The 26,791-nt window shown below is 63.4% G+C and carries 24 protein-coding genes; 15 read left to right on the top strand and 9 right to left on the bottom strand.

Going from position 1 to position 26,791, the window contains the following annotated elements:
• The first annotated feature begins 197 nt into the window (after window positions 1-197).
• Complete coding sequence (locus B4E36_RS19370) at window positions 198-1,259, top strand: cytochrome c3 family protein (RefSeq protein ID WP_292052371.1); 1,062 nt, start codon at window positions 198-200, stop codon at window positions 1,257-1,259.
• A 10-nt stretch (window positions 1,260-1,269) separates the two neighbouring features.
• Here the strand turns inward: B4E36_RS19370 and B4E36_RS19365 are convergent, their stop codons facing one another.
• Both B4E36_RS19365 and B4E36_RS19360 read right to left on the bottom strand, forming a co-directional pair.
• Window positions 1,270-1,749, bottom strand: coding sequence for a hypothetical protein (locus B4E36_RS19365; RefSeq protein WP_292052369.1), 480 nt, complete (start codon window positions 1,747-1,749; stop codon window positions 1,270-1,272).
• Window positions 1,750-1,754: 5 nt separating this feature from the next.
• Window positions 1,755-2,573, bottom strand: coding sequence for a sugar phosphate isomerase/epimerase family protein (locus B4E36_RS19360; RefSeq protein ID WP_292052367.1), 819 nt, complete (start codon window positions 2,571-2,573; stop codon window positions 1,755-1,757).
• Window positions 2,574-2,763: 190 nt separating this feature from the next.
• Here B4E36_RS19360 and B4E36_RS19355 point away from each other — a divergent pair, with 190 nt between their 5' ends.
• From B4E36_RS19355 to B4E36_RS19340, 4 genes are all read left to right on the top strand, one after another.
• The gene (locus tag B4E36_RS19355) at window positions 2,764-3,642 is read left to right on the top strand and encodes an MBL fold metallo-hydrolase (RefSeq protein WP_292052365.1); all 879 of its coding nucleotides are present in this window, start codon (window positions 2,764-2,766) and stop codon (window positions 3,640-3,642) included.
• Window positions 3,643-3,773: 131 nt separating this feature from the next.
• On the top strand, window positions 3,774-4,730 hold the full coding sequence (locus B4E36_RS19350) for a tripartite tricarboxylate transporter substrate binding protein (protein ID WP_345900711.1): 957 nt from the start codon (window positions 3,774-3,776) through the stop codon (window positions 4,728-4,730).
• A gap of 19 nt (window positions 4,731-4,749) precedes the next feature.
• Window positions 4,750-5,178: a tripartite tricarboxylate transporter TctB family protein gene (locus tag B4E36_RS19345; RefSeq protein WP_292052361.1), complete on the top strand. Its 429-nt coding sequence runs from the start codon at window positions 4,750-4,752 to the stop codon at window positions 5,176-5,178.
• A gap of 12 nt (window positions 5,179-5,190) precedes the next feature.
• Window positions 5,191-6,723, top strand: coding sequence for a tripartite tricarboxylate transporter permease (locus B4E36_RS19340; protein WP_292052359.1), 1,533 nt, complete (start codon window positions 5,191-5,193; stop codon window positions 6,721-6,723).
• A 93-nt stretch (window positions 6,724-6,816) separates the two neighbouring features.
• Here B4E36_RS19340 and B4E36_RS19335 read toward each other — a convergent pair whose 3' ends face one another.
• Together B4E36_RS19335 and B4E36_RS19330 are read right to left on the bottom strand one after the other, a co-directional pair.
• Window positions 6,817-7,812: an alpha/beta hydrolase gene (locus B4E36_RS19335; protein WP_292052357.1), complete on the bottom strand. Its 996-nt coding sequence runs from the start codon at window positions 7,810-7,812 to the stop codon at window positions 6,817-6,819.
• A gap of 33 nt (window positions 7,813-7,845) precedes the next feature.
• Window positions 7,846-8,589, bottom strand: coding sequence for an SDR family NAD(P)-dependent oxidoreductase (locus B4E36_RS19330; protein WP_292052355.1), 744 nt, complete (start codon window positions 8,587-8,589; stop codon window positions 7,846-7,848).
• A 178-nt stretch (window positions 8,590-8,767) separates the two neighbouring features.
• Between B4E36_RS19330 and B4E36_RS19325 the strand changes: the two genes are divergently transcribed.
• From B4E36_RS19325 to B4E36_RS19315, 3 genes are read left to right on the top strand one after another with little or no spacing between them, the layout of a single operon-like run.
• The gene (locus tag B4E36_RS19325; RefSeq protein ID WP_292052354.1) at window positions 8,768-9,553 is read left to right on the top strand and encodes an HpcH/HpaI aldolase family protein; all 786 of its coding nucleotides are present in this window, start codon (window positions 8,768-8,770) and stop codon (window positions 9,551-9,553) included.
• Between the two features lie 11 nt (window positions 9,554-9,564).
• Window positions 9,565-10,479 (top strand): hypothetical protein, encoded by a 915-nt coding sequence (locus B4E36_RS19320; RefSeq protein WP_292052352.1) that lies wholly within the window; start codon window positions 9,565-9,567, stop codon window positions 10,477-10,479.
• Window positions 10,480-10,490: 11 nt separating this feature from the next.
• Window positions 10,491-11,408: a DUF6282 family protein gene (locus B4E36_RS19315; RefSeq protein WP_292052350.1), complete on the top strand. Its 918-nt coding sequence runs from the start codon at window positions 10,491-10,493 to the stop codon at window positions 11,406-11,408.
• A gap of 55 nt (window positions 11,409-11,463) precedes the next feature.
• On the opposite strand, the gene B4E36_RS19310 is transcribed toward B4E36_RS19315, so the two are convergent.
• Both B4E36_RS19310 and B4E36_RS19305 read right to left on the bottom strand, forming a co-directional pair.
• Window positions 11,464-12,351: a DUF6282 family protein gene (locus B4E36_RS19310; protein ID WP_292052348.1), complete on the bottom strand. Its 888-nt coding sequence runs from the start codon at window positions 12,349-12,351 to the stop codon at window positions 11,464-11,466.
• Window positions 12,348-13,277: a DUF6282 family protein gene (locus tag B4E36_RS19305; protein ID WP_292052346.1), complete on the bottom strand. Its 930-nt coding sequence runs from the start codon at window positions 13,275-13,277 to the stop codon at window positions 12,348-12,350. Before B4E36_RS19305 ends, B4E36_RS19310 begins: the two co-directional genes overlap by 4 nt.
• Window positions 13,278-13,434: 157 nt before the next feature.
• On the opposite strand from B4E36_RS19305, the gene B4E36_RS19300 reads away from it, so the two are divergent.
• The 6 genes from B4E36_RS19300 (at window position 13,435) to B4E36_RS19275 (ending at window position 20,991) form a co-directional block, all read left to right on the top strand.
• Window positions 13,435-15,372, top strand: coding sequence for an NAD(P)/FAD-dependent oxidoreductase (locus B4E36_RS19300; protein ID WP_345900710.1), 1,938 nt, complete (start codon window positions 13,435-13,437; stop codon window positions 15,370-15,372).
• Between the two features lies 1 nt (window position 15,373).
• Entirely contained in the window at window positions 15,374-15,781 is a 408-nt protein-coding gene (locus tag B4E36_RS19295) for a lipocalin-like domain-containing protein (RefSeq protein WP_292057333.1), read from the top strand.
• A gap of 157 nt (window positions 15,782-15,938) precedes the next feature.
• Complete coding sequence (locus B4E36_RS19290; protein ID WP_292057335.1) at window positions 15,939-16,802, top strand: helix-turn-helix domain-containing protein; 864 nt, start codon at window positions 15,939-15,941, stop codon at window positions 16,800-16,802.
• A gap of 237 nt (window positions 16,803-17,039) precedes the next feature.
• The gene (locus tag B4E36_RS19285; protein ID WP_292057337.1) at window positions 17,040-18,173 is read left to right on the top strand and encodes a TAXI family TRAP transporter solute-binding subunit; all 1,134 of its coding nucleotides are present in this window, start codon (window positions 17,040-17,042) and stop codon (window positions 18,171-18,173) included.
• 13 nt (window positions 18,174-18,186) lie between these two features.
• Window positions 18,187-20,178 (top strand): TRAP transporter permease, encoded by a 1,992-nt coding sequence (locus tag B4E36_RS19280; RefSeq protein WP_292057339.1) that lies wholly within the window; start codon window positions 18,187-18,189, stop codon window positions 20,176-20,178.
• Window positions 20,179-20,349: 171 nt separating this feature from the next.
• Window positions 20,350-20,991: a nucleoside triphosphate hydrolase gene (locus tag B4E36_RS19275; RefSeq protein ID WP_292057341.1), complete on the top strand. Its 642-nt coding sequence runs from the start codon at window positions 20,350-20,352 to the stop codon at window positions 20,989-20,991.
• 12 nt (window positions 20,992-21,003) lie between these two features.
• On the opposite strand, the gene putA is transcribed toward B4E36_RS19275, so the two are convergent.
• Complete coding sequence (gene putA / locus B4E36_RS19270) at window positions 21,004-24,432, bottom strand: bifunctional proline dehydrogenase/L-glutamate gamma-semialdehyde dehydrogenase PutA (RefSeq protein WP_292057342.1); 3,429 nt, start codon at window positions 24,430-24,432, stop codon at window positions 21,004-21,006.
• A gap of 105 nt (window positions 24,433-24,537) precedes the next feature.
• On the opposite strand from putA, the gene B4E36_RS19265 reads away from it, so the two are divergent.
• Window positions 24,538-25,014, top strand: coding sequence for an Lrp/AsnC family transcriptional regulator (locus B4E36_RS19265; RefSeq protein WP_292057344.1), 477 nt, complete (start codon window positions 24,538-24,540; stop codon window positions 25,012-25,014).
• A 5-nt stretch (window positions 25,015-25,019) separates the two neighbouring features.
• On the opposite strand, the gene B4E36_RS19260 is transcribed toward B4E36_RS19265, so the two are convergent.
• On the bottom strand, window positions 25,020-26,027 hold the full coding sequence (locus B4E36_RS19260) for a substrate-binding domain-containing protein (protein ID WP_292057346.1): 1,008 nt from the start codon (window positions 26,025-26,027) through the stop codon (window positions 25,020-25,022).
• A gap of 178 nt (window positions 26,028-26,205) precedes the next feature.
• Window positions 26,206-26,791 (bottom strand): Gfo/Idh/MocA family protein (locus tag B4E36_RS19255; protein ID WP_345900709.1); only part of this gene is annotated, 586 nt, incomplete at its 5' end.

Here is a 26,791-nt window from a genome sequence, read left to right as displayed (position 1 = left end):
CATGACATTTGATTTGCCGGGATGAAACATATTGTTTAGCATTCCCACACGTTCAAACTAAGGGTTTTTGGCGAGGGTGGAAAGACATGTCATCGGTATTTGGTCGCGTTACCTCTAAAGCCCTGTTCATGGTTGCCGTAATATTGACAATTGTCAATTTTTCTACTGCGCGTGCACAGGAAAATTCTTCTGACGCGGTGGAGGCGCTGAAGCTCTATGTCATGCCGCAGTCCGGTCCGTTCCGCCCCGACCAGATACCGGTTCCCCAGCAGGAACTGATTTCCGCCTGGGCGCGGTCCGCCCATGCCGATGCCTCCGCAGAGGCGTTCACTCACTGGGATGGGGAGGGCGAGATTCCCGCGAATTGCGCCGCCTGTCACTCCGGCGCGGGCTTCCGCGATTTCCACGGCCTGGATGGCAGCGCGCCGGGCATCGAGGGGCCGACGCCGGTCGGCGGTGTGGTCGATTGCGACACCTGTCACAGCCCCGGCCTCGGGGAAATCGCCGCGATCACCCTGCCGAGCGGCATCGAGCATCCGGTGGCGCCGGGCGCCCAGGCCGCCTGCATGACCTGTCACATCGGCCGCGAGGCCGGTGTCAGCGTGACGAAAGCCGTCGGCGAGAAGGACGCAGATACGCCGGACCCGTCGATCAATTTCGTCAATCCCCACTATGCGCTCGCCGGCGCGATGCGGCTCGGCAGCATAGGCGGGGGCGGTTTCGAATATCCCGGAAAGTCCTATAGCGGACTGTTCTTCCATGCCCGACCGATCAATGATTGCGCGTCCTGCCACGATCCGCATACGCTGACCGTGGCCGAGCAAACCTGTCTCAGCTGTCACGAGAGCGGCGCGCCGGGCGCGATCCGCATCTCCAGAATCAGCTATGACGGCAGCGGCGATCTCTCCAAGGGCATCCGCTCCGATATCGAGGCCAATTCGGCGCTGCTGCTGAAGACCATTCAGGACTACAGCGTCGACATCGCCGGCGCGCCGATCGTGTTCGAGCACTCCTATCCCTATTTCTTCCTTGATGCCGACCGGGACGGACGCGGCGACAGGATCGACGGCAAGCCGCAGACCTACAAATCCTGGACCCCGCGCATGCTGAAGGCGGCCTATAACTGGAAATTCGTGAACGCGGATTCCGGGGCCTTCGTCCACAACCCGCAATACGCGCTGGAACTGCTCTATGATTCGATCGAGGATCTCGCCGGTCCGTTGAACATCGATATCGAGACGATGGGCATTCAGCGCTGACGGGCGGGTTTCACGCCCTGCCTGCGACTCGACGGGTCATTTCGTCAGGGCTCAGCCCGGTCGTCGGAACGCCGCCCCGGAAAATACTGTGCCAGCTTCGTTGCCGGCACAGCCATGATCTGTCGTCTTCACGCACATAGATATCCTCCACGCGACTGATGGAGATCGGCGGCGCAGACGTCTGCGGCGGGTCGCCGTCATGGGCGTAGAGCGTGCAGATCCAGTCGGCCTCGGCTCTGGTCCCGGTGAGCGACTTTAACCAGAAATTGCCGACGAGATGCACATTCACCCTTGCGCCGCGTTCCCTCCGCCAGGCGTAGAACTCCCGGATCTGGTGGCGGCCTTCGTAGCGGGCGGTCTGGCTTACGAACACCGCGTCATGCGTATAGTGCGCCGCTGCGTTTTCGCCCCAGTTGAAATCGACATCGTGCCAATAGGCAATGAGGCGCTGCTCCAGATGGCGGGAAACGGTCTCGATCTCGTCGGTCATCATCCTCACGCGCCGCCCGCGTTCCAGTCGTTGAAGCAGTCGCGCATGGTCACGGTTTCGGTCATCACATCGTCGCTGCTGGCGTTGAGGAAGTCCTGATGGACGTATTCGATGGCCAGCGCGCCGTCATAGCCGGCATCCCGGAGCGTGCCGAACAGCGCCGGGAAATTGATGCTGCCGCGGGCAAAGCGTTCCTGCAGCTTGCCCATGCGCGCCTGCCGCAGATGGATGTGGGCGGCATGCCGGCACAGCGGATCGATCTGTTCCTGGGTATAGCCGAGGCAGACGAAATGCGAATAGTCGAGCGCCAGCCGGATGCCGGTGCGATCGACCAGCTCTTCGACCACCGCTGGCGATTCGGCAAAGGAGCGGATGATCGGTTCGATGCAGATCTCGGCGCTGAAGTCCTTCGCCACATCCAGCAGCGCCCTGATGCTCTCCGCCGCCGCCGCCGTCGCCTGAGACCGCGACTGGCCGGGATTGATGATGCCGGGCAGGAAGAAGATCGTCGCAATCCCCGCCGCGTCGGCGAATGTCAGCACCTTTTCGAGATCGCGCTGATTGGCGTCGATCGTGCCGGGCAGGGCGAGGTTGCGGTCGGCGAGGCTGTCGCCGAAATGGTGATAGAAATTGGGGACCTTCACCTTAAGCGCGGCGACCCGCTCGGCGGCCGCGCGGGGATCGCCGAGCAATTGCGCTTTGTCTAGGCCGGGCCGACCCTTGGTGCTGCTGTCGAGCGCGCCGATGCCGATGATGCGGGAAATGGCTGCGGTCTCCTCCAGCGTCAGCGCTGGAAACGACCAGGATGTGAGCGACAGATACATGTTTCCTCCTCGGCCTTTCGATGCCAGAGCAAACATCGTTTCGGTCCATATTGAAACAGAATAACGCGGCGCGACCGGCGGAAAACGGGCGAGGGTGGCCGTTTCATATCCTGAAACGCGAACGCCTGCCGGCTTGCGCCGGGCGGTGCGGGGAGCGGTAAAACAGGCGAGCCGGGCAATGGAGGAACCGATGAACGATATCCGTCTGGGCGACGTCACCATCTCCGCCATCCTCGAACATCAGAAGTACGGCATGAAGCCCGAGGACCTGTTTCTCGGCAGCGACACGGAAACCATCCGCCGCCACGCCGCCGGCATGGAGCCGTTCCTGTTCGATCCGGAAACCGGACGCATCACGCTTGCCTTCCAGAGCTTCCTGATCCGTACGCCGTCAAAGATCATCCTCGTCGATACCTGCAACGGCGCCGACAAAATGACGGACGCGGTGACATGGGATACGCAACCCTGGCTCGACCGCTTTCACGAACTGGGCCTGACGCTCGAGGACGTCGACTATGTTCTCTGCACCCATCTGCATATCGACCATACCGGCTGGAATACCCGGCTGGAAAAAGGCCGGTGGGTGCCGACCTTTCCGAAGGCGACCTATCTGTTCGACCGCGGCGAGTATGCCTATTGGCAGGACGTCTCCAGAACCGGCATCGTGCCGCCAAGGCAACGCGAGGAGGTCTGGCGGATAAACTGCCTGCCGGTCGCCGAAGCCGGCCAAGCCGTGCTGGTCGATGGCGCCTACCGGCTGGACGAGCATGTCTCGATCGTGCCCACGCCCGGCCACAGCCCCGGACACTATTGCGTGCGCTTGCAATCGCGGGGGTTCGAGGCGATCGTGCTGGGCGACCTTGCCCATCACAAGCTGCAATGCTGCGAGCCCGACTGGTCGACGCCGTTCTGCCACGATCCGGCGATGGCGGCGAAATCGCGCCGGAAGCTGTTTTGCGAGGCGGTCGATAGCGGCGCGCTACTACTACCCACCCATTTCCCGAGCCCGACGGCCGGCCGCCTGAGCGCGCGGGGCGAGGTGTTCCAGTTCGATTTCGTGGCGGATTGAGGGCGTGCGTTTCAGACAGTGAAACCGGTTGGATGGGCGATAGAACCGCCCGGTTGTGCCGGTACGGTATATGTCAACGGTCGTGAAGCGCAGGCGCTGTCCGCCGTTTGGGGAGATCAAGGGAGGATACTATGACCATCGCAATATGCAGTTTCCGCACGCTCGCAGTCGCCGGCATGGTTGTCGCCATGCCCACGCTTGCGCTTGCCGCTGAATGCCCGGAAGGCTTTCCGCAAAAGCCTGTCGAGTTCGTCGTTGCCTATGGCGCGGGCGGGGGAACCGATGCCATCGGCCGCACGCTTGCCGCCGTGATCGAGGAACAGCAGGGCTGGACGGTTCCGGTCAGCAACCGCCCGGGCGCGGGCGGTGCCGTGGCGACCACCGTGCTGAAATCGACCAAACCCGACGGCTATACTCTGCTTGTCGGCGCGACCAACCCGATCGTTATCGATCCCTATGCCAGCGACGCTGTCGATTACGACTGGACGGATTTCTACTATCCGGGCTCGGCAATGGAGGTGCTGTTCGGCCTCGTGGCGCTTGAGGACAAGCCCTATGATACGCTGGAGGAACTGGCCGATTATGCCCGCGAAAACGGCCGGGCGACGATTTCCACCTCGGCCATCCATCTGGAGCGGCTGGTGCGCGATATCGGCGATTTCTACGGCGTCGAATTCGTCCCGATCCCGAGCGACGGTTCGGCTGATGCGATGCAGAAGGCGCTCGGCGGCCATGTCGATGCGACGATCCAGGGCAGCCAGCACATCCAGCAGATCGCCGCCGGCAACATGGTGCAGCTTGCAACGCTCACAGACAGCCGCGTGCCCTACGCGCCCGACGTCAAGACGCTGCAGGAATACGGCATGGACCTCTCGGCTTCCGCCTACACGATCTTCGTGATGCCGAAGGACCTGCCGGAGGCGCTGCAGGTCTGCTTCGAAGGCGTGATCGAGGAGGCGATGGCCTCGGATGCCTATCTGGAACTGATGGCCAATTTCGACAACCGGGCCGCCAATCTCGGCCCCGACGGGCTCACCGCGCTGATGGAAAAGCAGGCGACCCGCTATCAGAAGATGTTTGCAGAGTGAGACCGACGGGCCAGACGACATGACCGCTGATCGCATCCTGGGGGGAGCCGTCGCGCTGTTCGGCGTCTTCCTCCTCCTCTGGGGCATCCCCGAAAATGTCAGGACGGTGCCGGGCATATTCGTCTATCCGAATCCGGCATTGTTTCCGCAGATTGCCGCCGCGCTGCTGGTTGGGCTCGGCGTCATGCAGATGGTGTTCACCAAGACCAATGCGGATGTGCCGAGCTTTCGCAAGATCGCGCTGTTCATGGCGGTGGCCGGCGCGACGCTCCTGGCCATGGTCGGCATCAGAACCGTCGGCTACCTGCCCGTCGCCATCGCGCTGATGGTTCTGATCTGCCTCATCACCGGCGAAAGACGGCCGCTCTGGCTTGCCACCGTCGTCATCGGCCTGCCGGTGGGAACCTGGCTGTTCTTCGAACAGATACTGAGCCGTCCCTTACCCTGACTGGAGCCGTCAATGCCTGACCTGAGTATCATCCTGGCCGGAATGACGGACGTCTTCACCGTCTCCACGCTTGTCTACATCGCTCTTGGCGTTCTGGTGGGGCAGATCGTGGGCGCGATCCCCGGTCTCAGCATCCTGATGGCGCTCGCGATCGCCATCCCGCTCACCTATGCGCTCGACACGCTGACGGCGATCGCCTTCCTGATTTCCGTCAACAAGGGCGGAACCGTCGGCGGCGCGGTGCCTGCCATTCTCCTGAATACGCCCGGCACGCCGGAAAGCGCTGCCACTGCGCTTGATGGCTACCCGATGGCGAAGAAGGGGCTGGGCGGCAAGGCGATGAAATACTCGCTCTACTATTCCGTCTCCGGCGACGTGTTCTCGGACCTCATCCTGATCACCGTTTCGGCGCCGCTGGCGGTGGTGGCGCTGAAAATGGGGCCGATCGAAATCACGGCGCTGATGATCCTCGCCTTCTCCGTCATTGTCGGGCTCGTCGGGGAATCGATGATCAAGGGCATGATCGCGGTCGCCTTCGGCTGCCTGCTGGCCTCGGCCGGCATCGACCCTTCCACCGGCTCCGGCCGGTTCACATTCGGCAATGTCGAGATGCTGGACGGGTTGCCGCTGACCGCGCTTGCCGTGGGAATGCTGGCGTTGAGCGAAATCTTCGTGCGTCTCTCCGACCGCGCGTCGCCGAAATCGAAGGAAGGCGGGCAGACGAGCGTCACCGACAAGACGCTCGAATTTGCAGATAGCGCGGATCAAAAGCTCACTTTCGCGGAGTTCTGGGCAAACCGGGTGGTCGCCTTCCGGGCAATGGTTATCGGCACGGTCATCGGTGCGATCCCCGGCCTCGGGTCCACGACGGCGGGTTTCCTGAGCTATTCGATCACCAAGCAGGCCGCCAGGGACCCTGAAAAGCTCGGAACCGGCGATCCGCGCGGGATCGCCGCCTCGGAGGCGGCGAACTCAGCCGTGGTCGGCGCCAACCTCATCCCGTTGCTGACCCTCGGCATCCCCGGCAATATCGCGGCGGCGCTGCTGGTTTCGGCCTTCATCATTCACGGCGTCCAGCCGGGGCCGCTGTTGTTCCAGAACCAGGGCCAGCTCATCTACGGTCTGTTCGCGGCCATGCTGATCGCCAACCTGTTCAATCTCGGCATCGGCCAGTTCGGCATGCGGTTCTGGGCCTTCGTCGTCGGTGCCCCGGCATCGGTGATCTATGCGAGCGCACTGCTGATGTGCGCAACCGGCATGTTTTTCGCCACCGGAAGCACGCTCGGCATCGTCATCATGGTCGTTGCCGCCGTCGTCGGCTGGGGCATGCGGATCTACGGCTATTCCATCATCGCCTTCATCGTCGCCTTCGTGCTGACGCCGATGCTGGAGCGCTCGATCAACCAGACGATCCTTTTGACCAATGGCGACTGGTCGATCCTGCTGAAACACCCGATCGCGATCGCGCTGTTCGTCATGGCGATCGTCTCGATCCTCTATCTCGGTCGGCGCAAGCGCCTGCCCGGCGCGGTCGCCGCAGGATGAGGCGGAGCCGCTTCGGCGGAGCGGCGAGGTCACAAAAAAGAAGGCCGGGGGCGCTGAGCCGCCCCCGGCCTTTTGTCTTCGGTCGAACCCGGCTCAGCGCAAGAATGCGTCCATGCGCGCCAGAAGGTCGTCGCGGCCGCGCTCCGGGCGGTCGAGCAGGACGTAGTGGGTGGTGTTCTTTTCGGCCCACACATCGACCGCTTCGGCATGTTCCAGATCGGCAACCAGCGCTTCGAGATCGGCCGGCGTGCAGAGCGTATCGAATTCCGGTTTCACGATCATGACCTTGCAGTAGATCTGGCTCGCGTGGAACAGCTTCTGGGCATTGCAGCCCATCCGGTAGAGGTCTTCCAGCATGCCGTTGGGGCTGCGGTAGCTCGGCGGGTCGCGGTCCATCGCGGTCGGATCGCCGTCGATGAGCGCCTGCCGGAATGCCTCGAACATCGCCGGGTCGCGCCAGGCATCCTTGTCCTCGATCGGGATCTGCTCGTTCCAGTGCCTGTCCAGAACCTCGAGCGAATTGAAGGTGTAGTTGCCGAAGCGCTTCTGGTTGAAGTGGCCCGGATTGTCCGGGTCGTCCCAGATCGAGCCGATCTGGAAGCTGGGCTGGTCGCCGACGCCGCCATAGATCACGGTATAGAGCACGATATGGCTGATCTTTTCCGGCCAGAGTGCCGCATACATGCCGCAGCAGGTGCCGCCCACGCCCCAGCCGAACAGCCCGACCCTGTCGCTTCCGGTCGCAGCCCGGAGATGGTCGACCGCTGCATCGACATCGCGTGTGATCTCGATGGTGCGGACCAGTGGATCGGCGCCGGGAACCGGCGGCTCGTCCATGGCGGCCGGGCGCTGGGAGCGTCCGAAACCGCGGGCATCGAGGATATAGACCACATGGCCCTTGGCCGCGAGGTCCGCTGCAAGCGAGCCGTGCTCCACCGGCAGGTCGAATTCCGAAAGACCCGGAATCCGCGTGCCATGCAGCAGGATCATCGGAACGCGATCGGCCCTGTCCGAGCGGACCTCGCGGATCGCGACCGAATAGCCGTCGACCGTTTTGACGTGGAAATCCTTTCGCACGACATCTGACATAAGCGTTTGCTCCTTGTTGCGTTTGGTCGCGGCCTATCTCGGGCCGGAAATGGTCTGGGCGGCATCGATCTTCAGGGTTATGCCGGTGATCGACCGCGCCTCTTCTGACGCAAGAAACACCGCGCCGTCGGCGATTTCGTCGGCCTGCACCAGCCGGTTGAAAGGCGACAGCGCCTTGCGCCGCTCGAGCGCGGCTTCGTCGGCGATGGTCGCGACGCCAGGCGTCGGCACCGTGCCGGGTGCCAGTGCGTTGACGCGGATGCCAAGCGGCGCAAGCTCGATCGCCTGCTGCCGGGTGAAAGCGTCGATCGCGCCCTTGATGGAGGTGTAGACCGCGGCTCTGGGAATGGCGATGGAGACGGCGATCGAGGACAGCGTGATGATTGATCCGCCGCCGGATTTCGCGATATGCGGCGTCGCGGCCGCCACCGCCCAGAACGTGCCCTTGAGGCCGATATCGAGCATCCTGTCGACCACGTCCTCGGGCATGTCCACCAGCGGCGCATAGTTGAAGTACACAGCGTTGGGCACCAGAATATGCAGACCGCCATTCGCGGCGTACCCGTCGATCGCCGCGAACACCGCCTTGCGGTCGGAGACATCGACGACGATTGGCGTGGCGTTCGGGATCTCGCGCGCGGCAGCCTCCGCGGTTTCGGGGTCGATGTCGGCGATGGCGACTTCGGCGCCGGCTGAAGCCAGGCCGCTCGCGATCGCCTTGCCGATGCCGCGACCGGCCCCCGTTACAAATGCCCGTTTGCCTTGCAGCCGTTTCATCCCTGTGCCTCCCGCCAAATATTGTGTTGCTACCGGCGAAATCAGCATCTCGAGGGCGCTTCGGTCGACCCGTTCCTGACCGTGTTTCATAGTGTGAAACCCTGTGAATCCCCGGTGTCTTGGGGATCGTGTGCCGCACTAGTTTCGCGGTGAGGAAACGAGAGGGACAGACCCGAACATGTCAACGGAACAAACCGGCTTTGCGGCGCGATTGCGGGCAGGCGAGCCGCTTTACGGCACATTCGTCAAGACGCCGACATTTCACGCCACCGAAATCCTCGGCTCGGTCGGCTATGATTTTGTCGTCATCGACGAGGAGCATGCGCCGATCAACCGCGAGTCGATCGAGGCCATGATTCTTGCCGCGCGGGCGCGGGGCGTGGCCGCGCTGGTGCGCGTCGGCGAGCCGACTGATTTCAACCTGATGGCGCAGCTCGATGCCGGGGCGGCCGGCGTCTTCATACCGCATGTCAATTCGGTGGAGAAGGCCGAGCGCGTGGCGGCGGCATGCCGCTACAAGGGTGGACGACGCGGCTTTTCGCGCACCGGCAGGGCCGGAGATTACGGCGCGGTCGCAACCGGCCAGCATCTGGCCGAGCAGGATGCCAACACGCTTTGCATCCCGATGATCGAAGACCCGGAAGCGATCGAGGTGATCGATGCCATCGCCGCCGTGGACGGGATCGCCGCCCTGTTTGTGGGGCGCGGCGATCTGTCGGTCGCGATGGGGGAGGCGAGCCAGACCTCGCCGGCCGTACAGGCCGCTTCCGAAAAGGTTATCGCGGCGGGCCGCAAGGCGGGGAAGCCGGTTCTGATGCTGGCAACCAGCAGCGAGGATCAGGCCGCGCTCACGGCGTTGGGCGTCAGCGCCTTTCTGACGGGCTCGGATCAGGCGTTTCTCCGCCGCGCGGCTGCCGAGGCGCTCGCCGCCTGCCGCGCCGTCGACCAGAAAACGAAATCATAAAGGACCATATCATGTATGTTGCCTCTGACCCGAGGTCGAAACTGGCCAAGGCCGAGAGCGAGGAAAAGCCGGACGCGGCGCCGGTCTCCGCCGCTGGCTATTTCATGTTCGATGACAGCCAGCCCTGCGACCAAAATGGCGATGTCCGCACCTGGTATGCCGAGGCGCAGAATTTCGTCACGACCTATGCCGACCAGCCGGTCGGCAGCCGGATCGTGCGCGACCGGCAGGAGGACGAATATGTCGTCATCCTGCCCGAAAGGGAGACCCGCGCCGTTGTTTCATGGAACGGTTCGGAAACCCCGGTCGACGGATATTCCGTGGTCGTGGTGCCGGGCGGGCCGAGCGTGATTTCGTTCGAGGCCGGCGGGCCGGCGATCTGCTTCTTCACCCGCAAGGCCGCCGATATCGTCGCGCGCTGCGAGGCCTTGCTGCCGGCCCATGAGCCCGATCGCAACGTGCCGCCGCTTGAGCCGTGGCCCGATCCCGTCGGCGGGTTCAAGGTGCGGGCCTATTCGCTGGATGTGCCGCAGGAGGAGGGCCGGTTCGGCCGGATCTTCCGCTCCACCAATTTCATGATCAATTTCGTCTATCCACGGCAGGGGCCGCGCGACCGCACCCAGCTCTCGCCGCACAAGCATGACGATTTCCAGCAATGCTCGCTCTGCCTTGCCGGCACCTATGTTCATCACCTGCGCTGGCCGTGGGAAACGGACGCCAATCTGTGGCGCGACGACGACCATGTGACCATCGGCGCGCCGTCGATCGCCATCATTCCGGCGGGCGCGCTGCACACGTCCGAAGCGGTGGGCGCGGGAACCAACCAGCTCGTGGACGTCTTCTGCCCACCGCGCCGGGATTTTTCCAGACAGACCGGTTGGGTACTCAACGCCGATGATTATCCCGCCCCCGCCAATGAGACCTGAGGAGACACTGAATGGCTGAATTCGAAGCGCCGCCGAGACCGGAATACAATGCGCGGGTGGAAAAACTGCTGGAGGGATCGGTCGATCTGCATTGCCACAGCGGCCCCGCCGCGATGCCGCGCATTCTCGACCATCATGAGCAGTTGATGGAAGCCGGCGAGGCCAAATTCAAGGCCGTGGTCACCAAGGACCACTACTATCTTGGCACCTCGCACGCCATCATCCTGGAAAAGCTGTTCCCGGAAACGGGAGTGCGTTTTTTCTCCGGCATCGCGCTCAACAATGCCTCGGGTGGCATCAATCCGCATGCGGTGGATCATGCCGTGCGGCTCGGCGGCAAGATCGTGTGGATGCCGACGCTTTCGGCGGCGAACCACATCAACAAGGTCTCGACCGAGGCCAAGGGTTTTCCCAAGGTCGCAGGCGCGCCCGACCCGATTCCGCTGACGGTGCTGGATGCCCACGGCAAGCTGACGGACGAAACGAAGCATGTCCTCGATATCATCGCCGCCGGCGACATCATCCTGGCGGGCGGTCATCTCGGCGTCGACGAACAGTTCATCATGTTCGAGGAGGCGAAGACGCGCGGCGTGCGCAAGATGCTCGTCAACCATCCGACCTATCTGATCGGCTGCAACGAGACCCATATCCGTCAACTTGCCGGCATGGGGGTGATGATGGAGCATTCCATCACCCAGTTCATTCCCGGTCGCGGCCAGAAGAGCCCGCCCCAGGCGGTCATTCCGCTGATCGAGGCGGCGGGCGTGGGAAACACCGTGTTCGGCTCAGACCTTGGCCTCAAGGGCGCCGCGCGTCCGGTCGACGGCTTCCGGATCATGATCGCCGAATTGCTCGACGCCGGCTATTCCGAGGCGGATATCCGCAGGATGTTCGGCAGCAATGCCGCCGGGATGCTGAATCTGGATTGAGACGGCAGGGCGAAAGCCGCGGGCGGCAACGTCCGCGGCCACAGCGTCAGCGGTGCTACGCAAGCCCCACAAGCTGCGCGGCGTTTTTCGCCAGCATCATCGTCATGTCTTCCTCCGCGATCCCGTGCTGCAGGCAGAGCCTGATCAGCGCGCGCAGCCCTTCCACGGGTTTGAGATTGCCGGTGTGACCGAGGCCCGAACTGAAGACGATGCGTTCGGGACTTGCTGCCGCGATCACCGATGTCAGAACGTCGGGCGGGTGGCGGCGGTCCGGCCCTTCGATGAAAGCGGCGGCGGTCAGTTCGATGAACGCGCCCTCCCGCGCCAGTTCCTCGATATCCGCAAGCGTTGCGCCGGCGTGGTGCAGCGGCTGATTGACGAGCATGCGCCTGACGCCCGCCGCCCGCGCCGATTCAAACAGCGGCAGTATTTCGCTGATATGCAGATGGCCGGACGCCAGAACGGCATCATATTCGGCAATGATTTCCAGAATTTCGTGCACCGGCCCGGTGATCGCGCCTCTGGCGTCGAGCACACCCAGCGCCTCACGGGGACGCATGGCGGGGTTGTCGCTCTTGTCACGATAGCCCATGCGCAGGTGATTGGCCGCCGAGATCGTCGGCATCCAGATGATGCGTCCGCCGAGCTCGAGTTCGTGCTCGACCGCATAGGGATTGAGACCGCCAACATAGTTGTTGAGCACCACGCCTGAGAGGAGTTTCATCGGCAGTTCGGCGTAGACCGTCTTTTCGAGGATCGCGGCGACCGGCGTTGTGGGATAGAAATCGTCCCGGAACGCCACGGCGGCCATGCCGGCTGCGGCGGCTTCCTCGGCGGCGTAATCATGGGTGAAATGACGCGCCTCCAGCGACGGGCCGGTGCGGCAGTCGAGATCGATCGCGCCGGTCAGGAGATGGTCGATATCGTCAATGGTCGTGGTCATAACGGATCATCCGGCGGGTCGATGCCGATCAGGCGGCAGGCATTGGTCGAGGTCATGGTCCGGATTTCCTGGACGGTGAAACCGAGATCAAGGCAGAGTTCGATGACCGCGCGAAAGCCGGGAACTGGTTTGGGGTTGAAGGTCTGGCCGAGATCGGAGCCGATGATGGTACGGTCGAGACCCGCAGCGTCGACATAATCGCGCAGCGCCTCGAACGGAAACTTGCGCGACGGCCCCTCGATCAGCATGCAGGCGCAGTGTTCGAGATAGACCCCGAGTGCGGAGAGTTCCTTAAGATCATCCAGCTTGGCCTCGATCCAGTAGGTCGGATGGCTGACGAGCATGCGCGTGACGCCGCGCGCGCGGGCCTCGGTGAACAGCGGAAACATTTCGCTGACATGCAAATGTCCGCCGCACAAAACCGCGTCATGTTCGGCGATCAGGTCGAGGATGTCCTTGACCTCCGGCTTCAGCCGGCCCCGGTCGTCCAGCACGGAAAGACGCGTCGGTTCGCGAAGCCCGAGGCGGCCGTGGAGGTTGTAGCGGAAGGCGGTCGTGAGGTGATTATGCGCGCATAGCGTCGGCATCCAGACCATGCGCGCGCCAAGCATCAGCCCGTGTTCGACGGCAAACGGGTTCAGCCCGCCAAGCTGATTGTTGAGCGGCACGCCGGAGAGAAGGGTGAGGTTGGCATTGCCTTCCCTGAAACGCTCGAGCACCTGCATCACGGGCGTGTTGGAATAGAAGTGATCCTTGAACAGTACGGCATGAAGACCTGCCGCCTCCGCATCCCGGATCTCCTCCATATGGTCGAGCTTGCGCTCCATGATCGAGGGGCCGCTGTGGCAGTGCAGGTCGACCGCCCCGCGCAGCAGGCTGTCGACGATTTCGGACCGCGATTGCGTCGCGTCTTGCTGGTTGGCCATCGCTTTCCTCCCCGGCACCTCTACAGGGAAACAGAGCGCATGCGCGGCGACACCGCCAATTCAACTCCGTTTCACAATGTGAAATCCCGGGAACGAGCAAGTCCGCATCGCTGAAGACTTGGCTAGCCTTCCTGAAGATTTCGGGAGGATAACCAGAATGAATACACTCCACCCTCTTGCCAATGACCCCACAGCCACGGTCGAGCGCCATGATGTGCTGGTCGAGCGCTTGTCGGATGCCGACCCGTCCGCGCTGGTGATGGTTCTCGTGCAGCTCACCGGCGACATGGCGCTGCTCGACCATTACGGTCCGATGCTTTCCAAGCCGGGCGCATTCGAGCACAGCATTCCCGATGGCGATATGCAGGCGCTTCTGAGCCGGCTTGCCGATGTCCTGCTCGATCCATGCCATGTCGAACCGGACATCACACCGGACCAACTGCACCGGATGATGAACGTGTTCTGCCGCGAAGAGGTTTCGGCGCGCTATCTGCCCATGCTGTTCGAGGATCTGGGCTTCAAGCCGACGCCGGAGCATTTCGAGAATGCCAGTCCCAAGGCCAGGGCCCGCGCCGAAAAGTTCAACGTTCTGGTGATCGGGGCCGGCGCTTCGGGCATCAATGCCGGCATCAAGCTGAACGAGGCGGGCATTCCCTATGAGATCATCGAGCGCAATGAGGATGTCGGCGGCGTCTGGCACGAAAACACCTATCCCGATTGCGGCGTCGACAGCGCCAACCATCTCTACTGCTACTCCTTCGCGCTCAATCACAACTGGTCGCGCTACTACGTGCGGCAGGAGGAACTGAAATCGTACCTTCGCGACTGTGCCCTCCGCTACGACGTTCTGAAACATGTCCGGTTTCAGCAGGAAGTGCTGTCGCTCAGATACGACAATGAGGAAAAACTCTGGCATGCCGTGATCCGCATGCCGGATGGCACGACACGCACGGCGAGCGCCCATGCCGTCATCAGTTCCGTCGGCCAGTTGAACCAGCCGATGATCCCCGAGATCAAGGGACTTGAGGATTTCCGGGGCGAGCAGATGCACACCGCGCGCTGGAATCACGATTATGATTTCACCGGCAAGAACGTGGCTATGGTGGGAACCGGCGCGAGCGGCATGCAGACCGGTCCGGCGACGGCCCGGATCGCGAAGCATCTGACCATCTATCAGCGCGCCGCCCCATGGGTCATTCCCCGGCATAATTACCACAACCTCGTCACCGACAATGTCAAATGGGTGCTTGCCAACGTGCCGCACTATGCCCGCTGGTACCGGTTCCTGCTGTTCTGGGCCTATGGCGACGGCATTCACGATGCGTTGGTGCGCGATCCGGCGTGGAAAGGCCGCAAGGACGCGATTTCGCAGCGCTCCGCGGATATCCGCAAGGAATGGACGAAATATATCGACGAGGTGATGGCCGACCGGCCGGATCTGCGCGCCAAGGTGCTGCCGGATTATGCACCCTTCGGCAAACGGTCGCTCCGCGACAATGGCTGGTTCGAGACGCTCAAGCGCGACAATGTCGAGCTTAACAATGACGGCATCGACCATATCGAGGCCAATGCGATCGTCGACAAGGCCGGCAGGCGCACGCCGGTGGACGTGATCATCTGGGCAACGGGTTTTCACGCCAGCCGGATGATCTATCCGATGGAGGTCGTCGGCGCGCATGGAAAATCTCTGCGCGAACTCTGGGGCGATGACGACCCGCGCGCCTATCTCGGCATCTGCGTGCCGGACTTCCCGAATTTCTTCATAACCTACGGTCCCAATACCAATCTCGCCCATGGCGGCAGCATCATCTTCCAGGCCGAATGCCAGGTGCACTACATCGTCGAATGCCTCGAAATGCTGCTGGAGCGCGGCGACGCGGCGATGGAATGCACCAGGGCGGCGCACGACGCCTATAACGAGAAACTGGACGCGATATTGAACCGGATGGTCTGGACCAATGAGGGGGTCACCAACTGGTACCAGAACAAGCGCGGACGGGTGACCACCAATTCTCCCTGGAAACTCGTGGAATATTGGGAACTGACGCGAAAACCCGACCCCGAAGCCTTCGAATTTATTGGCGAGGACGCGTGAAATGCAGGAACAACCAGACAAGTCCTATATGCTGATAGGCACCTGGAAACTGGTCAACATCGAAAACCGCGATGCGGACGGCAATATTCTGCGCTCCTCCTACGGGCCGAAGAAGATGGGGCTTATCAGCTTCAACGACGATCAACGCATGATGGTCGTGATCCAGGACGGCCGCGAACACCGGCCGTCCACAAGACCGCGCGAATATTCATCCTATGCCGGTACCTATCGCTTCGACGGCGAGACGCTGGTGACGCGGGTCGATTGCTCGACGGTGCCCGACCGGATGGATACCGATCAGGTGCGCCCGGCGCGCTTCGAGGGCATGCGGCTGGTGCTGACCGCGCCGCCTGCCACATTCGACGGCGTTGTTAACTATCGTAATCTCACCTGGGAGAAGATACACTAGACTGATGGCGGAAAGATCGGAATGCTCCGCCGTCGATACATGCGCACTTTCAGGGCAATGGATCGCCGCACTGCGTTGGAGGACGCGCGGCGATCGGCATCCGGTACCCGCGAGCGGGTGCGGCTGAGAATGCGAGCGGGGTTCAAGGGAGGAAAACATGAACTCTTATCTGCCGGTCAATTCCGTTCTGCGTTCGCTTGAGGTTCTGAAGATCCTCAACCGCCAGCGGGTTTCGTCCGTCGATCATATCCACCGGGTATCGGGTCTGCCGAAACCGACGGTGGTGCGTCTTCTCGAAACGCTGATCGAAGCGGGCTATGTTTCCAAAAGGGAGAGCGACAAGGGCTATCGCGTCACCTCGCAGGTGGCAGCGTTGAGCTGCGGATTTCATGGCGCGCCGCTGGCGGTGGAGGCGGGGCGGCCCTGGGCGCAGGAACTGACCCGCGTGCATAAATGGCCGGTCGCGATCGCCGTGCCCAACGGCAATGCGGTGATGGTCTGCGACACCACCTGCGGGGAAAGCCCGATGGCGCCCTATCACGCGCTGATCTACAAGCGCATGGGGCTGGTGACGACCGCGCTCGGTCGCGCCTATCTCGCCTTCTGTCCGCCGGAGGAGCGCCGCCTGACGATGCAGTTGCTGAAGAATTCCTCCCATCCCGACAGCGAGATCATGGAACTCTCCGACATGGTGGATCACGTGATCCGCGTGACCCAGAAAATGCGGTTCGCCGAACGCATCGGCGTCAAGGCCTCGGAGCCATCCTCCAGCGTCGCCGTGCCGATCTACGGGCATGACGAGGGCAAGATTCTCGCCACGATCGGGATGACCTATTACACGCGGGCGGTGCGCCGTGAGGATGTCCTCAAACGGTATGTGCCCCAGTTGAAGGCTGCCTCCGCCGCGATCACGGAAAGCATCAAACGCATGAGCAACGCGCTCGATACCGAAAGAGCGGAATGGCCGGGCGACGTTCCCGCCAGAAACGGCGAGGCCGAGCCGGTTGCCATCGGCGCCTGAAGCATATCGTGCCTTGGCCGCTCCCGGTTTTCATGCGGGCGAGTTTCATGGCGTGAAATGCGTGGGGCTGCCGCTGGCGCAGCCCTCTGCTTCCTCTACTCTCCCGCTTCAAGCCTTGACTGGCGCGCCTGCCGGAAGTGGAAAGGCGCTTCGGCTTTCACTGGAGGAAATGGCAAGCCGACCGTCGGGCGACTGTATTCGGAGGAGCAGGCCTCAGGGCCGCAGGAGGAGAAAAAAATGTTTCAGAAGCTCTCGATCATCGCCGGATTGGCCTTGATGCCGGCATCGGCCGTTCTGGCCGACGATGTCAAATTGCCGAGCACGATTGCCGTCACCGCGGCCGATGTCGGCGGAACGTCCTATAACCAGGCGATCGCCATCGGCAAGGCGCTGCAGGACGCCTATGGCGTTTCTCTGCGTGTGGTCGGCACCGGCAATCCGCAGGCCAAGGTGGCGCCGGTGCGCGATGGCCGCATGCCGTTCTCGATTGCCGGCAGCGACGTGTTCTTCGCGTTCGAGGGGGTGGATGACTACGCCTCGCCGGATTGGGGGCCGCAGGATCTGCGCGCCGTCAGCCTCGTCGGCGGCGACAATTGCCTGACCTATGTCGTGGCTGGCGATGCCGGCATTGAAACCATGGCGGATTTCAAGGGCAAGCGCATTCCCTGGGTCGTCGGCTCCAGCCCGCTTCAGGCCAATGCCAAGGCGATGCTGGCCTTCGGCGGGCTTACGATCGACGATGTCACGCTGGTTGAAATGCCAAGCTATGGCGCGGCGATCGACGCCATGATCAACGGCCAGGTGGACGGCGTGACAACCGTCAGCACCGGCGGGCTTGTCGAAAAGGCGGTCGCCGGACCCCGCGGCGTGAAATACGTCGCCTATCCGCATGACGATGCCGAGGGTTGGGAGCGGATGCGCGCGGTCAATCCGCATTTCGCCAAGCGGGTCGCGACCCAGGCGGCGGGCGGCCTCAAGGAGCCGCTGGAATGCATCGGCGTGCCCTATCCCGACGTCATCACCTATTCCGAGGATGACAACCTCGTCTACAATTTCACGCGGGCGCTGATCGATCAGGTCGATGTCTATTCCAAGGCTGATCCGAGCACGGCCGGCTTTGCCGCCGACAAGCAGATGTTCGAGTGGACGGTTCCCTATCATGAGGCTTCGATCAAGGCCTATAGGGAGGCGGGCGTGTGGACCGACGAACTCGACGCCCACAATGACGCGCTTCTGGCGCGCGCCGCCGTGCTCGCCGATGCCTGGGCGACGACCGAGGATATTCGCGGCGATGCCGACTTTCAGGCAAAGTGGATGAAAATCCGCGCGGAGGCCCTGCAGGCGGCGGGCATGCCGGCCTATTTCCAGTAGACGAAAGCGCGATATGTCCGACACTACAGTCAAGAACGATGTTTCGGGCGGGGACACGGTCTCCGCCAGAGAACTCGGCGGCCCGGCGCGCTGGATAGCCCGGCTTGCAACGGTGGCGCTGATCGTGCTGTCGATCAACCAGGCCTTCAATATCAGTTCGCGCTTGGGCTATACGCTGATCGAGCAGCAATATCTCTATACCGTGCTGTTCCTGACGATACCCGTCGCCTTCCTGCTTTTCCCGATGCGGGCAAGCCAGGCAAAGCGCGGGCCGACGATCATCGACTGGGTTCTCGCGGGCCTCTCGGCCGCCTGCTTCGTGTTCTTCATCTATTACGCCTATTCGATCATCCGCTATGGCTGGGAGATGATGCCGCCCTTCAACACGGTCGTTGTCGGCGCGGTGCTGTGGGTTCTGGTGATCGAGGCTGCGCGTCGGGCCGGCGGCATGGTTCTGGCCGTCATTGTGCTGTTCTTCTCCGCCTATCCGCTTTTCGCCGACAAGCTGCCCGGGCCGATCTCGGCCTTTGCCTCGCCGTTCGAGTATGTCGCGGCCTATCACGCCATGTCGCTCGAGAGCATGATGGGGATACCGCTCCGGGCCTTTGCCAATCTGGTCTTCGGCTTCATCCTGTTCGGCGTGGCGCTGGAGCATACCGGCGCAGGGCGGTTCTTCATCAATCTCGCCTTCGCCCTGCTCGGCCATGTGCGCGGCGGGCCGGCCAAGGTGGCGATCATGTCGAGCGGGCTGATGGGCTCGCTTTCGGGCAGCGTCGTCACCAATGTGCTGACCACCGGGGTGATGACGATCCCGGCGATGAAGCGCTCGGGCATGAAGGGCGTCACCGCCGCTGCGATCGAGACCTGCGCCTCCACCGGCGGCGTGCTGATGCCGCCGGTCATGGGCGCTGCCGCCTTCGTGATGGCGAGTTTCCTGCAAGTTTCTTATTCGACGATCGCGCTCGCCGCGGCCATACCCGCGCTACTCTATTTCTTCGGCCTGTTCATCCAGATCGATGCGCGGGCCGCGCGCGACGGGCTCAAGGGCCTGCCTGAGGCGGAACTGCCCAACCTCAAACAGACGCTGAAGGAAGGCTGGCACCACAGCTTTGCGATCATTTTGCTGGTCTTCATGCTGCTGGTCATGCGCCAGGAATCGCTCGCGCCCTATTATGCGACCGCTATCCTGCTGATCATCAACCAGATCGTCTCGAAGGACGGGCGCTGGGGCAGGAAAGAGGTCTTGGCCTTCATAGATGGCAGCGCGCATCTGTTTTCCAATCTTGCCGCGATCCTTGCCGGCGTGGGCATGATCGTCGGCGGTCTGTCGATGACCGGGCTTGCCGGCACGCTGGTGAACGACCTGCTGTTCATCGCTGGCGGCAACCCTTACGTGCTGCTGATTATGGGCGCGGTCACCAGCCTCGTGCTCGGCGTCGGCATGCCGTCCACGGCCTGCTACATCTTCCTCGCCATCATGCTGGCGCCGGCGCTGATCCAGGCCGGGCTGGAGCCGATCGCGGTGCATCTGTTCATCTTCTATTGGGGCATGCTGAGCTATATCACGCCGCCGCTTGCGCTTGGCGCGTTTGCGGCCGCCTCGGTTGCCAAGACGCCGCCGATGCAGACCGGCTATGAATCGATGAAGATCGGCTCGGTGATCTATTTCATCCCGTTCTTCTTCGTACTTGATCCCGGTCTGGTTCTGGTCGGGCACTGGCAGAACATCGTGTTTTCCAGCGCGCTCGCCGTGTTCGGCGTTTTCATCTTCGCCGGCGCAATTCAGGGCTATCTGGCGGGAATCGGACCTCTGTTCACGAGAACGCCGGCGGGACTGTTGTTGCGGGTGCCTATCCTCGTGGGCGCGGTATTGATCGCCCTGCCGGGCGAGGCCATTCCGGGCGTCAGCGATGTAGAACTGCTGATCGCGGGACTGGCGCTGATCGCGCCGATCCTGACCGCGGCATTTATCCTGAACCGCAGGACGGCTGTCGCCGCCGCCTGAAGCGTCCCAAAGACCTCAAACGCCGGATTATTGCGCGTGAGAGGGCAACGGGCTAAGAGTTTCGGCCGGGTCGCCGGAGACGATCGTTTTTTGCGCTTGCAGCGAGATCGCCGGTCCCGCCTTTGCCGGGCGCGCTTCAGAACGGGCGGTCCGCATGCACTGTGAGGGGCAATGCCGAAGACGATAGCCAGGGTCGAGGACCTTCTCGATACACTTTCAACGTTGCCGGCCGGCGCGCGCCGGCTGGTTGCGATTGCCGGGGCGCCCGGCAGCGGCAAGTCCACGCTCGCCGACGACCTCGTCGACCGGCTCAATCGGCGTGCGCCGGGCTCGGCCGCGGTCATTCCGATGGACGGGTTTCATCTCGATGATGGGTTGCTGGAGGCGCGCGGAACGCTGTCGCGCAAGGGCGCGCCCCACACCTTCGATGTCGGCGGACTGGCGGCGATGCTCCGCCGTCTCCGCGCCAATGAGGAAGACGAAGTCATCGTTCCGCTGTTCGACAGGAAGCTCGAAATCTCCCGAGCGGGCGCGCGTGCCGTTCCCGCTTCGATACCGCTGCTGGTGGTCGAGGGCAATTATCTGCTGCTGGACGAGCCCGGCTGGCGCGATCTTCGCGCCATTTTCGACCTGACCATCAGTCTTGATGTCCCATTCGACATCCTGGAACACAGGCTGTTGCGGCGCTGGACGGATATGGGTTTTGCGCCGGAAGCTGCGCATGCCAAGGCGTATGAAAACGACCTCCCCAACGCCAGGACGGCAATTGACCGCAGCCGCCCGGCGGATATCGTCTTCCGGCCGGTTGGCTGACAGTCTTTTGGCTCAGCTCACGCCGCCAAGCAGCTTGGCGTTGCCGCCGGCCGCGGTGGTGTCGACGCAGACATGGCGTTCCTTCAGCGCGTGGCCGGCATCGGGCGCGCCCGTCACCAGCGGCAGGATCGGGCCCTTGCGGCTGGCGAGCGCCTTGCGCAGCGCCCGCGCGGTCTCCTCGTCGCCCCACCAGAGAACGGCTGAAATGCCCTCCAGATCGGCAAGGCTTTCCGGCGCGATCGCGCCGGTTGCGACGGCGGGGCGTCCGCCCTGCGCGCCGACCATGATCGCCTGTTTTCTGGCGGCCTCCTTGCCCGGGCCGAGGCAGAGCAACGGCGCGCGGGGCAGGGCGGTGAGCACGTTCGATTCGCCCGTCGGTCCCGGCAGCGTGTCCCGGAACACCCGACCTGACTCGATGGCCGCGCGCGCAATTTCGTCCCTGAGCGCTGCCGGCGACATTTCGGTGTTCCAGGCTTCGCCGGCGCTCTCGGCGTTGTGCCTGCGGAAGCGGTCTAGATAACGCGGGCCGCCCGCCTTCGGGCCGGTGCCGGACAGGCCTTCGCCGCCGAAGGGCTGGCTGCCGACGATCGCGCCGATCTGGTTGCGGTTGATGTAGATATTGCCGGCCTGGATGCGGTCGGAAACGTGCTGCACGCGGTCGTCGATCCGGGTCTGGAGGCCGAAGGTCAGGCCGTAGCCGGAGGCGTTGATGGCATCGATCACCGCGTCGATCTCGTCCGCCTCGAAGGTTACGACATGCAGGACCGGGCCAAAGATCTCGCGCTCCATATCCGCGATGCCGCCGATCCTGATCAGGGTCGGGGCGATGAAATGGCCGGTGTCGGGGGTCGTGGTGGTCTTGAGGATGCGTCCCTCGTCCTCCGCGACCGCGAGATATTCGGCAATTCCCGCCTTGGCCTCGGCATCGATGACCGGACCGACATCGGTGGAAATCTGCCATGGTCGCCCGATCCTGAGCGCATCCATCGCGCCGGTCAGCATGCGCAGGAAATGGTCGGCAATGTCCTTCTGGACATAGAGGCAGCGCAATGCCGAGCAGCGCTGGCCGGCAGACTGGAAGGCCGACTGGACGATGGCCGCGACCGCCTGTTCCGGCAGCGCCGTGCTGTCGACGATCATCGCGTTGAGGCCGCCGGTCTCCGCGATGAACGGCGCTCCGGGCGCGAGGTTTTCGGCCATGGCGCGGTGGATGATCTGCGCTGTTTCGGTGGAGCCGGTGAAGGCGACGCCGCCGACCGCCGGATTGGAGGTCAGCGCCTTGCCGACATCGCCGGCGCCCGGCAGAAGCTGCAAGACCGTCTCCGGGACGCCCGCCTCATGGAGAAGCTGGCAGGCGCGGAACGCGATCAGCGGCGTCTGTTCGGCTGGCTTGGCAAGCACGGCGTTGCCGGTTGCAAGGGCTGCCGCGATCTGGCCGGTGAAGATCGCCAGCGGAAAGTTCCACGGGCTGATGCAGGCGAAGACGCCGATCGGCGGCGCGCCCTCGGCCTGTCCGGCGTAATAGCGCAGGAAGTCGACGGCCTCGCGCAGTTCCGCAACCGCGTCGGGAAGCGTCTTGCCGGCCTCGCGGGCGAGAAGCGCGAAGATTTCGCCGAAATTCTGCTCGTAGAGATCGGCGGCCTTTTCCAGCACCTTGCGGCGGGTTGCGGCATCGGCCTCCCAGGGCCGTGCGGCAGCGCAGGCGGCGTCAACGGTCTCCGCCGTCGCCCAAGTGATCGAGCCCACGACATCATGGGTGCGGGCCGGGTTGGGCACGGACGCGGTTTCGCCGGCGGGGGCCTCTGCGGCGATCAGCGGGTTTGCCTGCCACTGGTGCGTCTCGAAGGGCGCGCGGGCCTCGTCGATCATCGCCAGCGTCGGGCGGTGGGCGAGATCGAAGCCGGCGGAATTCCGGCGCTCCGGCGCAAACAGCGCCGTGCCGGTGCGAAGCTTCGTCGGCTTTACCTTGTCGAACGGATCGGCGGCGACCGTTTCCGGCGGCACGTCCTCATCGACGATCTGGTTGACGAAGGAAGAGTTGGCGCCGTTTTCAAGCAGGCGGCGGACCAGATAGGCCAGAAGATCGCGGTGCGCGCCAACGGGCGCGTAGATCCGGCAATGGGTGTTGTGGCGCTCCTTCAGGATCGAATGCAGCGCCTCGCCCATGCCGTGGAGGCGCTGGAACTCCCAGGACTGGTTGTCGCCGGCCATATCCAGGATCGCCGCGCAGCTATGGGCGTTATGGGTGGCGAATTGCGGGTAGATCCGGTCGGTCATGCCGAGCAGCTTGCGGGCATTGGCGATATAGGAAATGTCTGTGGCGGGCTTGGCGGTGAACACCGGGAAACTGTCGATGCCCTCGACCTGCGCAAGCTTGATCTCGGTGTCCCAATAGGCGCCCTTGACGAGGCGGACCATGATCTTGCGGTCGAGGCGCGTGGCGAGCGCGTAGAGCCAGTCGATGGTCGGCCCGGCGCGCTTGCCGTAGGCCTGCACCACCACGCCGAACCCGTCCCAGCCGGCAAGCGACGGCTCGGACAGCACCGCCTCGATCACGTCCATCGACAGGCTGAGGCGGTTGGCCTCCTCGGCGTCGATATTGAGCCCGATGCCGGCGGAACGGGCAAGCTGGGCGAGCGTGCGCAGACGCGGCACGACATGATCCATCACCGTGTCGTGCTGGGCCTCCTCATAGCGCGGGTGAAGCGCGGAGAGCTTGACCGATATGCCGGGATTGTTGCGGATATCGTCTGCGGTCGCGGCCTCCGAGATCGCGCCGATCGCCCGCGAATAGGCGAGGTGATAGCGTTTCGCATCGCTTTCGGTGCGGGCGGCCTCACCGAGCATGTCGTAGCTGTAGGTATAGCCCTTTTCCTCCATGCCGGAGGCGCGCTTCAGCGCAGAGGCAATCGTCTCGCCGAGCACGAATTGCGAGCCCATCTCTCGCATCGCGCGGCCGACGGCGGTGCGGATCACCGGTTCACCGAGGCGCTTCACCGCGCCGCGCAGCGTGCTCACCACGCCCTTGTTTTCTTCCTTCAGAACGCGTCCCGTCAGCATCAGCGCCCAGGTCGAGGCATTGACCAGCGGCGAGGTGGAATGGCCCATATGCCGGCCCCAGTCCGACGGCGCGATCTTGTCCTCGATCAGCGCGTCGATGGTTTCGGCATCGGGCACCCTCAGCAGCGCCTCGGCGAGACACATCAGCGCGATGCCCTCATCAGTGGAGAGGCCGTATTCGGCGAGAAACACCTCCATCATGCCGGGCTTGGCGTGGTTGCGGATGGCGCGCACCAGATCGGCCGCGTTTTCCGAGATGCGGGCGCGATCCTCGGCGCTCAACTGAGCCTCATCGCGGAGCCGCTCGATCAGTTGCGATTCGTCGGCATAGGTGCCCGCGTCGATAGCGTTGCGCAGGTCTGCCTCATTGTTTTCTGTCATGACAATTCCCTCTGGACTACCCTATTATAATCGGTAGACGGCAGGCGTTTTGCCTGATTGATATGAAAAATATTATCGTTTCGTCTGAATTTGAGGAGTTTTCCAGTGAATCAGAGCAGTGTCGATCTCGACCGATTCGACCGCGCGATCATGAGCACGCTGGCCGAGAGCGGCCGCATCTCGATCACCGATCTCGCCAAACGCATCGGCCTGTCGAAATCGCCGACCCAGGCTCGGGTGCGCCATCTGGAGGAGGCGGGCATCATCAGGGGGTATCGCGCCATCCTCGATCCCATTCAACTGGGTCTCGACTATGTCGCCTTTGTCGAGGTGAAGCTGTCTGATACGCGCGAAAAGGCGCTGTCGGAGTTCAACAAGGCGGTGGTCGGGCTCGTCGAGGTCGAGCAGGTGCACATGATCGCGGGACGCTTCGATTATCTGCTGAAAATCCGCACCGCCTCGATGCGATCCTACCGACGGGTGCTCGCCGAACGGATTTCGACGCTGCCGCATGTGGCCTCGACCTCGACCTATATGGCGATGCAATCGGTCAAGGAAAACGGGATAGCGGAGGCGGTTTGACTGCTTTATCCGCCGCGGATCGACGAGCGCCATACGAGTTCGGCATGCAGCGTCACGGTCGGGCTGGCAGCGGGCGCGGAATGCGGGGCGGAGAGCCAGTCGACCGCCTGTTGGGCGATCTGGTCCACCGGCTGGTCGAAGGTCGTGAGGTCGTAGGATTCCCAGCCGGCCTGCTCGATATTGTCGAAGCCCGCGACGCAAAGCTGATCGGGGACCGACAGCGAAAACTGGTTGCGCGCCGCATCCATGAAGCCGCAGGCGAGCAGGTCCGTGGCGCAGAACACGCCATCCGGCCGGTCCTTGCGGGTGAGCAGGCGCTGGGCAAGGGTGCGGCCCGCGCCATAGGCCGTCTGGCCGTAGCGCTCGACGATCACCTCGATGCCCTCGGCCTGACCGGCGGCCAGGAAGCCGCGCTCGCGCGCCAACAGGCTCGGCGTCATCGAGGCCGAATTGGCAAAGGCGAGGCGGCGGCAGCCGGCGCGCAGGAAGGCGGTCAGGATCCGCCGCGCGGCCTCGTCATTGTCGAAATTGATCCTCAGCGGGCCTTCCTGATCGTCATCGCGGTTGATCAGCACCAGCCGCTGGCCGTTGCGCAGACAGAGCTGGACGATCGACTTGTCCGGCAGGCCCGAGAGAATGATGGAGGCATCCGCCCGGTAGCTGATCGCCTGGCGCAACGCCTTGTCGGCGCTGCCGTCGGAACGGTCGGTGTTGACCAGCATGGCGATCTTGCCGCGATCCTGCAGTTTCTGGGTAATGGCGCTGACGAGCGCCGAACGATAGGGGGTGGCGACCTCGGAGGCGATCAGGCAGACGATCCCACTTTCATTGCGCATCAGCCCGCGGGCGAGATGGTTGACGTGGTAGCCGAGCTCCTCGGCCGCCGCCATCACCTTGCGGCGCGTTTCCGCCGAGACGCTGGCGCCCGGCGTGAACGTGCGCGAGACGGCGGAGCGGGAAACACCGGCGCGGCGGGCGACTTCCTGCGCGCTGACAAATTCTTTCTCGGCCATCATTCCCCCTCGACAACCTCATTCTGCTTCGGAATGCACTGTTGTGCAACAAAGCCTTTATGAAGTTTTTGCGACAGAGCGTTGACTTTCGAGAGTGGACAAAGCGCATGTTGCACGCCTTTGCAGCGGCGTGCGCTGTGTTCCCTGTTCGATGGCGGTAGCGCGGAGCGCCCGGCGCTCAGCCGACTGCGATCGTCTTCTGCTCCTTCACCGCACGCACGGCCGCATCCGCAAGCGCCAGCGCCATCAATCCGTCCGCGATCGAGGGCGAGGGGGCGGTGTCGTTTTCGATGCTGTCGATGAAGGCGGAGATTTCCGCGGCATAGGCGGCGGTGTAGCGGGTCATGAAGAAATCATGCAGCGGCGGGCGGGTGTATCCGTCCTTGTTGGCGATCTCGATCGAGACCGGGCGCTGGTTTTCGGCCGACACCGAGCCGAGCGAGCCCAGCACCTCGATGCGCTGGTCGTAGCCATAGGCCGCACGGCGCGAATTCGAGATCACGCATTGGCGGCCGCTTGCGGTGGCGAGCACCAGGCTTGCGCTGTCGTAATCGCCGAGTTCTCCGATTTCCGGGTTCACCAGCACGGACGCCGTGCCGGAAACGGTCGCGATCTCCTCGCCAAGCAGGAAGCGGGCCATGTCGAAATCATGGATGGTCATGTCGCGGAACATGCCGCCCGAGACCTTGATATATTCCGCCGGCGGCGGGCCGGGGTCGCGGCTCACGATCGTCATCATTTCGACATCGCCGATCCGGCCATCG

The sequence above is a fragment of the Martelella sp. UBA3392 genome, assembly GCF_002358775.1.
Lineage (GTDB): Bacteria > Pseudomonadota > Alphaproteobacteria > Rhizobiales > Rhizobiaceae > Martelella > Martelella mediterranea.
The sequence above is the reverse complement of the archived record's forward strand: the minus strand, read 5'-3'. Positions and strand labels throughout refer to the sequence as shown.

What these genes read in the sequence shown, in the direction of transcription:
- B4E36_RS19365 (WP_292052369.1), bottom strand. Translation starts at nt 1,749, where the DNA reads ATGACCGACGAGATCGAGACCGTTTCCCGCCATCTGGAGCAGCGCCTC.
- B4E36_RS19360 (WP_292052367.1), bottom strand. Translation starts at nt 2,573, where the DNA reads ATGTATCTGTCGCTCACATCCTGGTCGTTTCCAGCGCTGACGCTGGAG.
- B4E36_RS19355 (WP_292052365.1), top strand. Translation starts at nt 2,764, where the DNA reads ATGAACGATATCCGTCTGGGCGACGTCACCATCTCCGCCATCCTCGAA.
- B4E36_RS19350 (WP_345900711.1), top strand. Translation starts at nt 3,774, where the DNA reads ATGACCATCGCAATATGCAGTTTCCGCACGCTCGCAGTCGCCGGCATG.
- B4E36_RS19345 (WP_292052361.1), top strand. Translation starts at nt 4,750, where the DNA reads ATGACCGCTGATCGCATCCTGGGGGGAGCCGTCGCGCTGTTCGGCGTC.
- B4E36_RS19340 (WP_292052359.1), top strand. Translation starts at nt 5,191, where the DNA reads ATGCCTGACCTGAGTATCATCCTGGCCGGAATGACGGACGTCTTCACC.
- B4E36_RS19335 (WP_292052357.1), bottom strand. Translation starts at nt 7,812, where the DNA reads ATGTCAGATGTCGTGCGAAAGGATTTCCACGTCAAAACGGTCGACGGC.
- B4E36_RS19330 (WP_292052355.1), bottom strand. Translation starts at nt 8,589, where the DNA reads ATGAAACGGCTGCAAGGCAAACGGGCATTTGTAACGGGGGCCGGTCGC.
- B4E36_RS19325 (WP_292052354.1), top strand. Translation starts at nt 8,768, where the DNA reads ATGTCAACGGAACAAACCGGCTTTGCGGCGCGATTGCGGGCAGGCGAG.
- B4E36_RS19320 (WP_292052352.1), top strand. Translation starts at nt 9,565, where the DNA reads ATGTATGTTGCCTCTGACCCGAGGTCGAAACTGGCCAAGGCCGAGAGC.
- B4E36_RS19315 (WP_292052350.1), top strand. Translation starts at nt 10,491, where the DNA reads ATGGCTGAATTCGAAGCGCCGCCGAGACCGGAATACAATGCGCGGGTG.
- B4E36_RS19310 (WP_292052348.1), bottom strand. Translation starts at nt 12,351, where the DNA reads ATGACCACGACCATTGACGATATCGACCATCTCCTGACCGGCGCGATC.
- B4E36_RS19305 (WP_292052346.1), bottom strand. Translation starts at nt 13,277, where the DNA reads ATGGCCAACCAGCAAGACGCGACGCAATCGCGGTCCGAAATCGTCGAC.
- B4E36_RS19300 (WP_345900710.1), top strand. Translation starts at nt 13,435, where the DNA reads ATGAATACACTCCACCCTCTTGCCAATGACCCCACAGCCACGGTCGAG.
- B4E36_RS19295 (WP_292057333.1), top strand. Translation starts at nt 15,374, where the DNA reads ATGCAGGAACAACCAGACAAGTCCTATATGCTGATAGGCACCTGGAAA.
- B4E36_RS19290 (WP_292057335.1), top strand. Translation starts at nt 15,939, where the DNA reads ATGAACTCTTATCTGCCGGTCAATTCCGTTCTGCGTTCGCTTGAGGTT.
- B4E36_RS19285 (WP_292057337.1), top strand. Translation starts at nt 17,040, where the DNA reads ATGTTTCAGAAGCTCTCGATCATCGCCGGATTGGCCTTGATGCCGGCA.
- B4E36_RS19280 (WP_292057339.1), top strand. Translation starts at nt 18,187, where the DNA reads ATGTCCGACACTACAGTCAAGAACGATGTTTCGGGCGGGGACACGGTC.
- B4E36_RS19275 (WP_292057341.1), top strand. Translation starts at nt 20,350, where the DNA reads ATGCCGAAGACGATAGCCAGGGTCGAGGACCTTCTCGATACACTTTCA.
- putA (WP_292057342.1), bottom strand. Translation starts at nt 24,432, where the DNA reads ATGACAGAAAACAATGAGGCAGACCTGCGCAACGCTATCGACGCGGGC.
- B4E36_RS19260 (WP_292057346.1), bottom strand. Translation starts at nt 26,027, where the DNA reads ATGGCCGAGAAAGAATTTGTCAGCGCGCAGGAAGTCGCCCGCCGCGCC.